At 31.7% G+C, this 14,556-nt stretch carries 17 protein-coding genes and 1 pseudogene; 16 read left to right on the top strand and 2 right to left on the bottom strand.

Annotated features, from left to right (window positions below):
- The first annotated feature begins 22 nt into the window (after positions 1-22).
- From J3359_RS05760 to J3359_RS05715, 10 genes and pseudogenes are all read left to right on the top strand, one after another.
- Positions 23-208, top strand: coding sequence for a hypothetical protein (locus J3359_RS05760; RefSeq protein WP_208079770.1), 186 nt, complete (start codon positions 23-25; stop codon positions 206-208).
- A gap of 35 nt (positions 209-243) precedes the next feature.
- On the top strand, positions 244-1,920 hold the full coding sequence (locus J3359_RS05755; RefSeq protein WP_208079769.1) for a phage tail-like protein: 1,677 nt from the start codon (positions 244-246) through the stop codon (positions 1,918-1,920).
- Between the two features lie 433 nt (positions 1,921-2,353).
- Positions 2,354-3,228 (top strand): annotated as a pseudogene (locus tag J3359_RS05750) (IS1595 family transposase).
- 122 nt (positions 3,229-3,350) lie between these two features.
- Entirely contained in the window at positions 3,351-5,018 is a 1,668-nt protein-coding gene (locus tag J3359_RS05745; RefSeq protein WP_208079768.1) for a phage tail-like protein, read from the top strand.
- Positions 5,019-5,219: 201 nt separating this feature from the next.
- Positions 5,220-6,563 (top strand): TlpA family protein disulfide reductase, encoded by a 1,344-nt coding sequence (locus tag J3359_RS05740; protein WP_208079767.1) that lies wholly within the window; start codon positions 5,220-5,222, stop codon positions 6,561-6,563.
- 624 nt (positions 6,564-7,187) lie between these two features.
- Positions 7,188-7,469 carry a hypothetical protein gene (locus J3359_RS05735; protein WP_208079766.1) on the top strand — a complete coding sequence of 94 codons (282 nt, stop codon included), beginning with the start codon at positions 7,188-7,190 and terminating at the stop codon, positions 7,467-7,469.
- A gap of 240 nt (positions 7,470-7,709) precedes the next feature.
- The gene (locus J3359_RS05730; RefSeq protein ID WP_208079765.1) at positions 7,710-8,255 is read left to right on the top strand and encodes a DUF4136 domain-containing protein; all 546 of its coding nucleotides are present in this window, start codon (positions 7,710-7,712) and stop codon (positions 8,253-8,255) included.
- Positions 8,256-8,325: 70 nt separating this feature from the next.
- A complete protein-coding gene (locus J3359_RS05725; RefSeq protein WP_208079764.1) occupies positions 8,326-8,490 on the top strand; it encodes a C1orf53 family protein in 165 nt (54 codons plus the stop codon).
- Between the two features lie 51 nt (positions 8,491-8,541).
- Complete coding sequence (locus tag J3359_RS05720; protein WP_208079763.1) at positions 8,542-9,252, top strand: DUF4197 domain-containing protein; 711 nt, start codon at positions 8,542-8,544, stop codon at positions 9,250-9,252.
- Between the two features lie 65 nt (positions 9,253-9,317).
- Positions 9,318-9,515, top strand: coding sequence for a Lacal_2735 family protein (locus tag J3359_RS05715; protein ID WP_208079762.1), 198 nt, complete (start codon positions 9,318-9,320; stop codon positions 9,513-9,515).
- Here J3359_RS05715 and J3359_RS05710 read toward each other — a convergent pair.
- Both J3359_RS05710 and pyrF read right to left on the bottom strand, forming a co-directional pair.
- On the bottom strand, positions 9,498-10,280 hold the full coding sequence (locus tag J3359_RS05710; RefSeq protein ID WP_208079761.1) for an ABC transporter substrate-binding protein: 783 nt from the start codon (positions 10,278-10,280) through the stop codon (positions 9,498-9,500). The two genes, J3359_RS05715 and J3359_RS05710, sit on opposite strands and share 18 nt — an antisense overlap.
- A gap of 4 nt (positions 10,281-10,284) precedes the next feature.
- Entirely contained in the window at positions 10,285-11,097 is an 813-nt protein-coding gene (pyrF, locus tag J3359_RS05705; protein WP_208079760.1) for an orotidine-5'-phosphate decarboxylase, read from the bottom strand.
- A 100-nt stretch (positions 11,098-11,197) separates the two neighbouring features.
- On the opposite strand from pyrF, the gene J3359_RS05700 reads away from it, so the two are divergent.
- The 6 genes from J3359_RS05700 (at position 11,198) to J3359_RS05675 (ending at position 14,522) form a co-directional block, all read left to right on the top strand.
- A complete protein-coding gene (locus tag J3359_RS05700) occupies positions 11,198-11,683 on the top strand; it encodes a TlpA family protein disulfide reductase (protein WP_208079759.1) in 486 nt (161 codons plus the stop codon).
- A 119-nt stretch (positions 11,684-11,802) separates the two neighbouring features.
- Positions 11,803-12,561, top strand: coding sequence for a triose-phosphate isomerase (gene tpiA / locus J3359_RS05695; RefSeq protein WP_208079758.1), 759 nt, complete (start codon positions 11,803-11,805; stop codon positions 12,559-12,561).
- 165 nt (positions 12,562-12,726) lie between these two features.
- Complete coding sequence (gene prmA / locus J3359_RS05690; protein WP_208079757.1) at positions 12,727-13,563, top strand: 50S ribosomal protein L11 methyltransferase; 837 nt, start codon at positions 12,727-12,729, stop codon at positions 13,561-13,563.
- Positions 13,564-13,586: 23 nt separating this feature from the next.
- Entirely contained in the window at positions 13,587-13,862 is a 276-nt protein-coding gene (locus tag J3359_RS05685) for an ATP-dependent Clp protease adaptor ClpS (protein WP_208079756.1), read from the top strand.
- Between the two features lie 3 nt (positions 13,863-13,865).
- Positions 13,866-14,138 carry a hypothetical protein gene (locus J3359_RS05680; RefSeq protein WP_208079755.1) on the top strand — a complete coding sequence of 91 codons (273 nt, stop codon included), beginning with the start codon at positions 13,866-13,868 and terminating at the stop codon, positions 14,136-14,138.
- Positions 14,139-14,333: 195 nt separating this feature from the next.
- Complete coding sequence (locus J3359_RS05675; RefSeq protein WP_208079754.1) at positions 14,334-14,522, top strand: PID-CTERM protein-sorting domain-containing protein; 189 nt, start codon at positions 14,334-14,336, stop codon at positions 14,520-14,522.
- Positions 14,523-14,556 lie beyond the last annotated feature (34 nt).

Here is a 14,556-nt window from a genome sequence, read left to right as displayed (position 1 = left end):
TTAAATTTAAAAATTATATAAAATGAAAGATAATAAAAAACAAAAAGAAAACCAAATTACAAGAAAAGAGGCGATTTCTAAGATTGGTACTTACGGAAAGTACGCTGCCTTAACTGCGTTAGGAACTTATATGATTTTAAATCCTAAGAAGGCACAAGCACAAAGCCCAGCTAGCCCAGTTACAGATGAACCAGGGGCAGATTTTTAAAAAAATAAAAAAATAAAAAATTAAAGAATACAATTATGAAAAAAATTTTATTTAGCGTTGCATTTATTGCAGCAAGTTTTACAAGTATGGCGCAGGTAGGTGTGGGTACAACAACTCCACACAGTTCTGCTGCTTTAGAAATACAAAGTACCACAAAAGGTTTCTTACCTCCACGTGTAACCTTAGCACAATTAAATGCCATAGCATCACCTGCAGAAGGCTTAATCGTATATTGTTTAGACTGTACCACAAAAGGTTTGTATGCATACAATGGTCTCGAATTTATAGATTTTATCAATGGTCAAAGCACATTTAAGGCGTCAGTTGATGCTTTTGTTGCAGCATCTACCAATCCAGCAGCTGGGGGTACACCAACTTTAGCAGAATTAGCAGCAATTGGTATTACTGGGCTTACAGGAAGACAAACATCTTACGAAGTGGCTATTGCAGATGCTGCTCCTGCACCAACTACGTTTGCCGAGTTGCAAACAATAGTAAATGATGTAAATACAGCTGAACTTAATGCCATTCTTACAGCTTCTACCACCCCAGCATCTGGAGGTACACCAAGTTTAGCAGATTTAACAGCAGTTGGTCTTACAGGAATTACAGCAGCAAGTCAAGCAATTTACGAGGAGGCTATTGCAGAAGCTTCTCCTACACCAACTACCTTGGCAGAGTTGCAAACAGTAATCAATAGAGCAAATACAGCTGCAATTAATAATATTGTTACAGCTTCTACCAACCCAGCAGCTGGGGGTACACCAAGTTTAGCAAGTTTAACAGCAGTTGGTGTTACAGGACTTACAGCAGATCAAACAATTTACGAAGAGGCTATTGCAGATGCTTCTCCTGCACCAACTACCTTGGCAGAGTTGCAAGTAATTATCGATAGAGCAATTCCAGATGCAATTAATAATATTGTTGCAGCTTCTACCAACCCAGCAGCTGGGGGCACACCAAGTTTAGCAGATTTAACAGCAGTTGGTGTTACAGAAGCTAATTTAACTCAAACAGCTTACGAAGAGGCTATTGCAGATGCTGCTCCTGCACCAACTACGTTGACCGAGTTGCAAGCAATTATCGATGCAGCAAACGTTGCTAGTGGTAAAGATGTCTCTACAGCAGTAGTAGAGTTTACAGGGCCTAATGGACGTGTGTGGATGGATCGTAATTTGGGAGCGACACAAGCAGCAACAAGTATGAGAGATGCAGCTGCTTTGGGCGATTTGTACCAATGGGGTAGACGTAAAGATGGACATGAGAAAAGAACGTCTACAGTAACCAGTACACAAGCTACAACTGCAAACCCTGGACATGGAAATTTTATTACGAATGCTGGTAACTGGACAACCTTTGCTAATAGCGATACGTTTTGGCAAGCAGGTTTAAACGATCCTTGTCCTCTAGGATATAGAGTGCCAACAGAAGCGGAGTTTACTGCTTTGGGGGCAACCAATGCTAATGATGCTTTTACAATTTTAAAGCTTACAGTTTCAGATTTCCGAGTAAACACTACTGGTGCGCTTAAAGCTACAACTAATGCTGATGGTCGAGGTGCTTCTGGTGCTTACTGGTCTAGTACAGTAACTGGCACTAGTTCTCGTAGCTACGAATTTAGTCCGGGAGCAACTCCTGGTTCTCCAGATGCAGCAAAGATGTACAATAGCGCTCGTGCGTATGGGTTAGCAATACGTTGCATTAAGAATTAAGTACTACTTATACTTTGTGCAATTTAAACCTAAACTGGTTGTCCTTCGGGGCAACCAGTTTTAACAATACTGGTTTAGGGGTAATTTAAAAAAATAAAATATAAGAAAAAATAAGTTAGGCAGTACAACCCAATAAGTTGTACTTTTTTTAAGAGGTGATGTTTTATAAAGTGTATAACCAAAATGTAGTATGGTTTGTACCATAAATTAAACTTTATAAAAAAGCTGTTAAATGCCTAAAAATATACAACAAGAGATATTGCTTTAGAAGATTATATAGGGCTTACAGGTATTTAACAATAGGAGGGGTAAAAATTTTAATACAATGCTTCTCGCACCTTACTAGTGTTGCGAAGCACTAAGCAATCTGTCGATAAAAAAAAAGTTGAGCTATCTATTTAATACCTGTCTTTAGCAAACAAAACCTAGTATTATGGAATCGTTAAAAAATAAGGGTATTATTGATTTTTTTGACACTTATAAGACCGATCTTGATTGTTTAAGATATTTAGCAACTGTAAAATGGCAAGATGGTTTTGTTTGTGTGAAGTGCAAACATACTAAATGTACAATTCGAAAATCTAATTATGCACGCGATTGTAACTTATGTCATCATATAGAGAGTCCAACAGCAAATACCTTATTTCATAAGGTTAAGTTTGGAGTTCGTAAAGCATTTACCATTGTTTTTGAGATGAGTGCTACAACAAAAAAGATCTCTTCGTCTCAAATGGCAAGACGTTTAAAAGTTACAAGACAAACAGCTTGGTTATTTATGTGTAAAATACGCATAGCCATGAAAATCAGTGAATTAAAATCTATAGCAAATCATGTATTGATTGATGAGTTTGTTTATGAAGGTAACGAATATTTACAACAAGGAAGAAGTAACAATAATAAAAAGAAGAAAATTCTTGTTGCTATAGAAGTTGATAATAAACGAAGTGCTAAACGTGTTTTTTTTAAACGAATAGATAATTACTCGTCAAAGGAACTAAGTAAAATTTTTGTTAGCCATGTCTCTACGAATACAAAATAATTACAGACAAATGGAAAGGCTATTTGCCACTAAAAAAAACTACAACATCACTCAAATAAAGAGTAATGTTTCAGTTTTTTTTGAAATAAACACAATTATTCATCAATTAAAAGCTGGATTATGAAGCATATAGTCTTGGATGCATAAGGAGCTATTGAAAAGTATTTAGATGAGTATAGTTATCGTTTAAACAGGTCTATTCATAAACAAACTATTTTTACAATCTAATAAATAGAATAATTAAAAACAAACATATTAATTATCAATAAATTAAAACAGAACCTAAGTAGACATCTCTAATAATTAACTTATACACAAATAGTATAAAGAAGGCTTTGATAAAAAAGACTTGAGAAACGATTAATCGGTTAAAGAATTAAAGAATACAAGTGTGAAAAAAATTTTATTTAGCGTTGCATTTATTGCAGCAATCTTTACAAGTATGGCGCAGGTAGGTGTGGGTACAACAACCCCACACAGCTCTGCAATTTTAGAAGTGCAAAGTACTACAAAAGGTTTCTTACCCCCACGTATGACTTTAGCACAAATAAAAGCCATAGCAACACCTGCAGAAGGTTTAATAGTATATTGTTTAAACTGTACCACAAAAGGTCTTTATGTATACAATGGTTTCGAATTTATAGATTTTTTCTATGGTCAAAACACATATATGAAGCCAGTTAATGGTGTTGTTGCAGCTTCTACCAACCCAGCAAATGGGTGTACACCAAGTTTAGCAGATTTAGCAGCAACTGGTCTTACAGGACTTACAGGAACTAAAACAGCTTACGAAGAGGCTATTGCAGATGCTTCTCCTGCACCAACTACCTTGCTCGATTTGCAAACAATAGTCAATGAAGTAAATACAGCTGCACTTAATGCTATTGTTACAGCTTCTACCAACCCAGCAGCTGGAGGTACACCAAGTTTAGCAGATTTAACAGCAGTTGGTCTTACAGGACTTACAGCAGCAAGTCAAACAATTTACGAAGAGGCTATTGCAGAAGCTTCTCCTACACCAACTACCTTGGCAGAGTTGCAAACAGTAATCGATAGAGCAACTCCAGCTGCAATTAATCGTATTGTTGCGCTTTCTACCAACCCAGCAGCTGGAGGTACACCAAGGTTTGCAGATTTAACAGCAGTTGGTCTTACAAATTTAGAAGCTAGAGTAGGTCAAATAGCTTACGAGGAGGCTATTGCAGATGCTTCTCCTGCACCAACTACCTTGGCTGAGTTGCAAACAGTAATCAATAGAGCAAATACAGCTGAACTTAATGCTATTGTTACAGCTTCTACCAACCCAGCAACTGGGGGCACACCAAGTTTAGCCAATTTAACAGCAATTAGTGTTACAAAAGTAAAAGCTAGAGTAGGTCAAATAGCTTACGAGGAGGCTATTGCAGATGCTGCTCCTGCACCAACCACGTTGGCAGAGTTGCAAGCAATTATCGATGCAACAAACGTAGTTTATAGTAGAGATAGAACTACAGCAGTAGTAGAGCTTACAGGACCTGATGGACGTGTTTGGATGGATCGTAATTTGGGAGCGACACATGCAGCAACAAGTAGATCCGATGTAGCTGCTTATGGCGATTTGTACCAATGGGGTAGACATAAAGATGGGCATGAGAAAAGAACTTCTACAGTAATTAGTACACAAGCTACAACTGCAGACCCTGAACATGGAAATTTTATTAAACATGCTTCTAACTGGACAACCTTTGCTAATAGTAGTACATTATGGCAAGGAAATTTAAACGACCCTTGCCCTGTAGGATATAGAGTACCAACAGAAGCGGAGTTAACTGCTTTGCGAGCAAACTTTAATCCTAATAATACGGATGGTGCCTTTACAGCTTTAAAGATTCCATCTTCAGGTTTTCGACACTATACTACTGGTCAATTTCTACATGTAGGCAATTACGGTTACCTTTGGTCTAGTACAGTAAGTACTACTGCTAATAAATCAAAGAGTTTGGACATTGCGAATCAAGGTTCAAAGATGTATGATAGCCCTCGTTCGTACGGGTTATCAATACGTTGCATTAAAAATTAAGTGCTTTGTACAATTTAAACTTAAACAGGTTGTCCTGTAGGCAATCAGTAAAAAAAACCACTAAGGTGGTTGGTTTATTAAAAAAATATAAAAACAAGAATAAAACGAATATAAACAATAACAGTCGTGCAATTAGCCTTTGTTTTTACGTTGCATTAAGGAAAATAATTTTTGCCATATTTTACAATAAATAAGATTAAAATGAAAAAAACATTTCTAATAATACTCTTACTAGCAAATACATTACAAGCCCAAGTTCAAACCTTAATTGGTACACTCACAAAACATGCAGGGCAAAAAATAACCTTAACAGGTTTTAACTATTACAAAACATTAGATTTAGCTACAACCGTGGTAGATAGTCTGGGTAATTTTAGCCTAAATTACTCAAAAGACTACAAGGGTATGGGGGTCTTAAAAACCCAAGACAATAGTAGTTTAATAGTTGTGCTTACAGGACCTAAAACACAAATTATAGGCACACATTTAAACGAAGTAGATGGTTTACAGTTTCTAAATAGCTTAGAAAACAACCAATTTGTAAAGTATGCCAAAACACATATACAAAGTAAGCAAGTTTACAAAGCATGGCGTTATTTAAAGCCCAAATATAGCAGTGAAGCTGCTCTACAAACACAAAAAAAAGCACTAAAAACCATAAACAAAGAGCTACAACGTTTAGAGCAGGTAGATAGTATCGCTTTAAAATTAATACCAGAAAACAGTTATTTGCATTGGTTTTTACCCCTACAAACTTTGGTAAACAACATGCCAGAAAATATATATAATTATACAGAGCGTTTGCCTAAAAACATACAACAATTTAGAAGTATTAATTTTAACCACCCAAATTTTAAAACCAGTGGTTTATTTAAAGAATTAATAGAAGGGCATTATTTTTTATTAGAAAATAGGGGGCCAAATTTAGATAGTGTGTATGTGCAAATGAATATAAGTACAGATTATTTAATTAAAAACTTAAAAGAGAACGATAGTTTGTTAAACACAGTATCAGAACACTTATTTAAGTATTTCGAAAAGCGAAGTTTATACCCTGCAGCTGCACATTTAGCAAACCAAATGCTAAGCCAAAACCAATGTGTATTAAATACTAGCTTAGCCAATACAATGCAAAAATATAAAGATTTAAAAGTAGGCAATAAGGCACCAGATATACAACTAAATACAACTACGAAATTAAGTACTATTAAAAAACCAATATTGCTTGTGTTTGGAGCTAGTTGGTGTAGTCATTGTAAAGAAGATGCACAAAAATTACTTAAATACTATACAACATGGAAAGCTAAAAAAAATCTAGAAGTAGTATATGTAAGTCTAGATACAAACAAAAAAGAATTTAAAAAGGCATACCAAAATAAACCTTGGCAAACCTATTGCGATTATAAAGGTTGGGAAACCCAAGCAGCAAAAAAATATTATATAAACGCAACACCAACCTATTTTTTATTAGATAAAGATTTAAACATATTGCTACATCCAAGATCTTTAGAACAAGTAGATGTTTGGGTAAACTATAAACTATAAATAGTACTTTTTTAATTTGTTAAACATAGCTTTTAAGCTTCTTTATTTTCAGTTGTTGCTTAATACGCCCGTTTATTTATTCTTAACACAAACAATCGTTTATATGTAAGAACTTTGCCACAGTATCAAACATAATTTATTAGGAAAACTAAGAGAAAACAGAAGAAACGTGCAATAAAAATTTTAAAAATGAAATGTCTATTTTGCTATAATACTAATTTACAAACAAGAATTCGCAGGAAGTGGTATTTTAAAATAGTTCCATATAGCAAAGCTTATAAATGTTATAATTGTGAATCTAAATATCTTTTTTTTCTTTTTATTGGAATTCCTTATAAAATTAGAAGACAAATTAAACACAAACAAAAAAAAGTATAATAATAATAATAATAATAATACACTACTGCAGTTTGTTAGTCTTTTTTTTGTTTTTAAAAAACTTAATTATTGGAAGTAATTATTATAGGGGGGGTGTCTATTTAAAATCAATGGTTTTATTATGTTTTTTTCAGAAGAAGTCCCCCCACCCCCCTTTTTTCTAAAATTTGTAACTAAGTTTTTTTGATATGTTTATAACATTTAGGGTATACAAGTAATTTTCAATTTCTTAACAAAAAAATAGGAATGGCATTTTTAATAAAAAATTTGGGGAAATTAAATAAGGGAAAAAAAATAGAAATAAACTGGAATTATAAAGAATATTATTTGGAGTTGATAAAAAAAAACGATCTTCATTGTTTTTCATATAATAAATCTAAAGTCCCTTTTTTTGTTCTAAAAGTTACCGATTATAAAACAACAATTACAATTCCTGAAAATGGATTTTGGCAAGTGTTGGCTCGAAAAATAAATATAGAACAGCAACCTCCTGTAGTAGACATTAGACTTTTGATTTCTAAAAAGTAAAACTTTGCTATTTTTTTAATTTAATGCTTTACATCTTACAAAAAAATAAAAAGAATTTTTTTCCTAAAAAAACTTCTTGAAACTACGTGTCTCGAAAATAAAATCGTACTTAAAAAAAGGTTTGGCATATTTATTGATTGTATTTAATAAGTAGTACTAAATTAATAAAAACTGGTGTTAATTTGGAATGAAATGAACTGAATTTCCAAATTATAATCGGCAATTAAAAAATATACTCTTATGAAATTATTAAAACTTTTTATTTTAATTTTTGCGGTTGTACTGTCTTCTTGTAGCTCCATAAAAGTAGCTACAGATTACGATTCTAAAGTAAATTTTTCTAAATACAAAACCTTTGCATTTTATAAAACAGGAATCGATAAAGCAGAAATTTCTGATCTAGATAAAAAAAGAATTTTACGTGCAATAGAGTCTGAGTTGCTCGCTTTAGGTTTTACAAAATCTGAAAACCCAGATATGTTGGTAAGTATTTTTACAAAATCGAGAGAAAAAGTAAATGTATCTCAGAATAATTTTGGTTATGGTTTTGGCTGGGGCTGGAACCCTTGGATGTGGAATGGAATGAATAATAATGTAAATGTTTCGCAATATACAGAAGGGACTTTATTTATCGATTTTATAGATAAAGATAGGAAAGAATTGGTTTGGCAGGGTGTTGGAACAGGTGCTTTAAAAATGAGCAACAGAGAGAAAAAAGAAGCCAGAATTAAAGAGTTTGTGAAGGAAATTGTTTCTAAATTTCCTCCAGGAAAAGAGAAAAAGTAAAAATTAGCGTTCTTAAGAACGCTTTTTTTATGGATTAAAGTTTTACTTTTGCAATAACAAGTTAATTATAATGTACAATAAAATACTACCTTTAGAGGAGGGAGATTTTTACTTGAACGAACAAGGTTACAAAGTTTTTACAGAAAAATTCCATTTAAAAAGAGGGTATTGCTGTAAAAGCGGTTGCAAACACTGCCCTTATGGATATGATAAAAAAACCGATAGTTTTAAATAAAAGTGACTTTTAGTTAAAAGAAGTTTCTTAATAGTAAATAATTTAGAAAAGATGATAAAGAGAATTTTAGTTTTATTAGTAGCAATTAACTTTGTAGGATGTGCAGAATTGCAAAATGTTGTAAATAATTTACCAAATGGAGGTGGTTTAAGCCAAGAACAAATAGGTAAAGGATTAAAACAGGCATTGGATAATGGAATTAAAAATCAGGTTTCGAAATTAACTTCTAAAGATGGTTTTTATAGAAACGAATTAGTAAAAATAGTTTTACCTAAAGAATTACAAGCTGTAGACAAAGGTTTACGTAAAATAGGTTTAAGTAATTTAGCAGACGAAGGCATTAAAGTTTTAAATAGGGCTGCAGAAGATGCCGTAAAAACGGCAACGCCAATTTTTGTAAACGCAGTTAAAGAAATTACGTTTGCAGATGCCAAAGACATTTTATTAGGAGACCAAAATGCGGCAACTACTTATTTAAAAACAAAAACTTCGCAGAATTTATTTGCAAGTTTTAGTCCAGTTATAAATAAATCTTTTGCTAAAGTTGGCGCAGATAAAATTTGGAATAACTTAATTTCTCGTTATAATTCTATTCCTTTTGTAAGTAAAGTAAACCCAGATTTAACCCAATATGTTACAGAAGAAGCTTTAAAAGGAGTCTTTACGATGATTGAAGTAGAGGAAAAAGGAATCCGTGAAAAGGTTGGTTTAAGAAATACAGCTTTGTTAAAGCAAGTTTTTGCGTTGCAAGATAATAAATAATTATAGCTGTTTTTTATTTTTGAAGGAAATATTCGTTATATTTAAGTCTCCAAAAAAAAAATATAATGTCACGAATTAACCAATTACAAACTTACAGAAAGCACTTAGAAGATAGGTACAGCAAGTTATTAGAAAAGTCTAACGACTATAAATATATAGATGAATCGAAAAGTGATTTTGCAGCTTTTAAAGCGATGAAAATTTTAGATAAAATAAACAGAGTAAGTTATTTAGATAGAGAAGTCTTACATTCGCTTTCGTAATTCTTTAAAATAATCAAAGGCTTTTAAAAGTCTACTTCCATACCAAGAAAAATATTCGCCATCCACTAAAATAATTTTAGCGTTTTTAGCATATTTTTTAATTTCTACAATATGTTTATCTTTAAAAGGATAAGGCTCAGAAGAAAGTAGAATTAAATCAGACTCCTTTAAATTTTCTATGGTAATTTCTGGGTATCTTGGTAGATTCTCATACACGTTTTTAAAATTATTTAATGCCAACAAATAATTGATAAACGTAGTATTTCCAGCAATCATCCAAGGATTTTTCCAAATAAAATAAATAACTTTTAAAGTGGGTTTGTTTTTTATAAATTGATTAAAATCTTCAAGAATTGCATGTAGTTTTAAAACTAAATTTTGGGCTTCTTTTTGTTTTGAAAAAATGGCTCCATATTGTTTAATTACTTCAATAGAATCGTTAATTGTATAAATATCTGAAACATGAGTTGGCGCAATTTTTTGACAGATTTCAACAATTTCTTTGGTGTTTTCTTCCTTATTACAAAGAATAATATCTGGTTTTAATGCTTTTATTTTATCAATATGTATTGTTTTTGTTCCACCAACAACAGTTGTTGTTTTTCTAATATTTTTTGGATGCACACAAAATTTAGTGACTCCTACAATACAATTTTCCAAGCCTAAATCGACTAATAATTCTGTTTGGCTTGGTACTAAAGAAATAATACGTTTTGGCGTTTTTTTTAATTCAAAAACATTGTTTATTTGGTCTTTAAAATTCATAGAATTAATTTAAAACAGCAGCCATTTGAACTTGTAATTCTAATGCTTTTTTAGCAGCCTCTTCAGCAAAATTAGGCTCTTTAGAAGCATAAATAATTCCTCGAGAAGAATTAATTAACAAACCAATATTTTTTGAAAGTCCATATTTACAAACCTCTTGCAAATTTCCTCCTTGTGCACCAACACCAGGAACTAATAAAAAAGAATCGGGAACTATTTTTCTAATTTCCTTAAAATATTCAGCTTTTGTAGCACCTACAACGTACATTAGGTTTTTAGCATTTTTCCAAGATTTAGAAGTTTCTAAAACGTGTTTGTATAATTCCTTATCATCAATCTGTTTTGTTTGAAAATCGAAAGCACCTTCATTGGAAGTTAAGGCTAACATAATGGTATGTTTATCTTTAAAAGCTAAAAAAGGCTCCACAGAATCTTTTCCCATGTAAGGAGCAACTGTAACAGAATCGAAGACCAAATCCTTAAAAAAAGCTTTTGCATACATCGTGGAAGTATTTCCAATATCGCCACGTTTTGCATCTGCAATTGTAAAAATTTCTGGATAGTTTTCATTTAGATAATTAATGGTTTTTTCCAAAGATTTCCATCCTTTTAAACCATAAGCTTCATAAAAAGCAATGTTTGGTTTGTAAGAAACACAAAGGTGATGAGTCGCATCTATAATTGCTTTATTAAAAGCAAAAATAGGATCTTCCTCCTTTAATAAATAAGGAGGAATCTTGTCTAAATCTACATCTAAACCAATGCATAAAAAAGATTTTTTCTTTTGAATCTGAGCGACTAATTCTTGTGTGGTCATAATTTTTATATAGTTCCACAAAAATACTTAAATTCGTTTTTAATTTGTAAGTTTTTAAGGGTAAATAAGACAAATTTTTTGAAACTATTCTAATTCAATAATGAAAAAAACACTTCTATTATTTATAATTTTAATGTCTAGTTGCACTTTCGAAAAACCTACAGAGTTTTCTAAATTGGCCTTAAACGACAAAGCATATACATTATCTAACGAAGAGATTTCTATTCTAGAAATTTTAAGTAAATACAAAGGAAAAAAGATTTTAATTGATCTTTGGGCTTCTTGGTGTGGAGATTGCATGAAAAATTTGCCAAGCGTTAAAAATCTTCAAAAAGAATTCCCAGAGGTTGTTTTTTTATTTTTATCTGTCGATAAAAGCAAAAGAGCATGGAAAAACGGAATTACAAGATTTAATATAAAAGGAGAACATTACAATCTAAGAAAAGGAATGAAAGATGGCGAATTCGTAGATTTCTTAAACTTAGGCTGGATTCCTAGGTATTTAGTCATAGACGAAAAGGGAAAAATCAAGTTATTTAAAGCCACAAGAGCATCAGATCCAGATATCCTTGGAGCTTTAAAATAACCCTTATAAATCGTTTTAGTAACTATTTTTATTTCCTGAACTATTTTAAAGATGATTTCTTAAATTTACCACTTAGAATTTAATAACAAACCTCTGTAAAAAGAACCAAATTTATACACATGAGAACTAAGATTGTAGCAGGAAACTGGAAGATGAATAACGATAAAGAACAGACTAAAAAATTGATTAAAAGTTTAAAAAAATCAATTAAAAATATGTCTCTTAAAAACACAAGAGTAATTGTTGCACCAACATTTGTAAACCTTTCTTCTGCAGTTAAAAAAGCAAAAAACTCTAAAATAGAAGTGGTTGCACAAAACATGCACCAAGCCACAAATGGCGCTTACACAGGAGAAATTTCTGGAGACATGTTAAAGGCAATTGGTGTAGAAACGGTTATTTTAGGACACTCAGAAAGAAGAACTTATTTTGGTGAAACAGACGAGAAATTAGCAGAAAAAGTAAATACAGTTTTAGAAAAAGGAATGGAAACAATTTTCTGTTTTGGAGAATTGTTAGAAGATAGAAAGACCGATAATCATTTTGCAATGGTAGAAAGCCAACTAAAAAATGCACTATTTCATTTAGAAGCAAAAGATTGGAAAAGCATTATTTTAGCATACGAACCAGTTTGGGCAATTGGAACAGGAGAAACTGCAAGTCCAGAACAAGCCCAAGAAATGCATGCTTTTATTAGAAGTATTATCGAGAAAAAATACGATGCAAAAGTAGCAAAGAACGTATCAATTTTATATGGTGGAAGTGTAAAACCAACAAATGCAGAAGAAATTTTTTCTAAGCCAGATGTAGATGGAGGTTTAATTGGTGGAGCAGCGTTACACGTAGACGATTTTACAGCAATTATTGCTGCTATTTAGTAGCTATAGAATCAAAAGAAAACAATAAATTTGCCTGAAATTTTTAGGCAAAACAATATTTTATTAGAATTTGCCCGAAGTTTTACTTCGGGTTTTTTAATTTACCTTTCCTTTGGAGAGGTCAGAATTTCCGTTTCAGGAAATTCTGCAAGAGGAAGAATAATTATGGACAACATTTATATTGAGTACAATTTTACAGTAAATCCAAAAGAACCAGCTACAGAAATCTTAATTGCAGAATTAGGGAATGTAGGCTTCGAAAGTTTTGTGGAAACAGCAACTGGAGTTACTGCATATATTCAAAAAACGGATTGGCATGCTGAAATTTTAGCATCGATTTTTGTATTGAATTCAGGTGAGTTTTCAATTGAATTCAATCAGAAAGAAGTAGAGCAAACCAATTGGAATGCAGAATGGGAAAAGAATTTCGAGGCAATTCAGGTGAATAATTTGGTAAGTATTCGTGCCCCTTTTCACGAGAATCCAAATTTAAAATACGACATTGTAATTGAGCCAAAAATGAGTTTTGGAACTGGGCATCACGAAACCACTCATATGATGATTCTGCACTTATTACAATTAGAATTGCAAGAAAAAAAAGTATTAGACATGGGTTGTGGAACTGGAATTTTAGCAATTTTTGCTGAAATGAGAGGAGCAAAACCCTTAGATGCAATAGATATTGATAATTGGTGTTACGAAAATTCATTAGAAAATGTGGCACGTAATAATTGTAGTAATATTTCCGTTTATAAAGGAGATTCCTCTTTGTTAATCAATAAAAAGTACGATATAATTATTGCAAATATCAACAGAAATATTTTGTTGATGGATATAAAAGTCTACACAAATTGTTTAAACGAAAAAGGAATTTTATTGTTAAGCGGATTTTATCAAGAAGATATTCCAATTATAGATGCAGAAGTTTCTAAATACGGTTTAACTTTAGATACCTCTATAGAACGCAATAATTGGGTTGCGTTAAAATACATAAAAGAGTAAATAAATTTTTTTATTTTTGCAATATGAGTACAAAAGAAAAAAATCAAGAAGAAGTAAGTGTTTTAGAACAAGAAACATTTCAACATGAAATCGTTTTACATAACGATGATGTTAATACATTCGATCATGTAATCGATTCTTTGATAAACGTTTGTGAGCATACTTTAGAACAAGCAGAACAATGTGCAACTTTAGTGCACTATAAAGGAAAATGTACTGTAAAGTCTGGAGAATATAAAGATTTAGAGCCTAGATGTTCTAAGTTATTGCAATTAGGTTTATCTGCAGAATTGGTATAAATAATGAATAATATTTTAGATTATTACGAGTTTTCTAACTTTTTTAAAGACGAAAGTGGTTCGTTTTCTGGAAATGAAATCAGTTTTACAGAATTAAATGAAACCCATTTTTTAATTTTTGAAAAAGAAAAAGAACAATTTAACTTGTATGTTTCTAAATATTCTGGGAAGAAAGATATTGGTAAAAAAGAGCCAGAAATATTGGAGTTGGTTGTAAAAAATTACGATAAAAGTATCTCAGAACACAGAGTTGCACTTCGAAAATACGTAGAATGAGGCTGTCTTAAAAGTATTAGAATTTGTCATTTCGATTGTAATGTAGAAATTTTATTTATTGAAATTTAGTGTTTTATATTTTTAACTTCGCTAAAAATGATAGCTAAATTTACTTTTAAGACAACCTCTTTTTTATTTTAAAAAACTATGTGACTTTTTTTTACGTATGTGTCTTAAAAGAGAGAATAAGATAAAATGAGCTTTAAAAATATTTTAATAATAACCTTATTAGTGCTTCCCTTTACAGGGTTTGCGCAGGTTGTGCCACCACCAATGCCACCACCACCTCCACCAGGTTTACCAATCGATGGTTTTTCTGGGTTTTTAATTGCTTTGGGAATTATTTATGGGGTTAAAAAAAAATATAAAGATAGTAGTAGTTAGTGTTTTATATACTAAGTTTGGTTAGATAAAAAGA

The organism is Polaribacter cellanae, assembly GCF_017569185.1.
GTDB classification, from domain to species: domain Bacteria; phylum Bacteroidota; class Bacteroidia; order Flavobacteriales; family Flavobacteriaceae; genus Polaribacter; species Polaribacter cellanae.
Note: the sequence above shows the minus strand (reverse complement) of the source record. Positions and strands in the feature narration are given on the sequence as shown.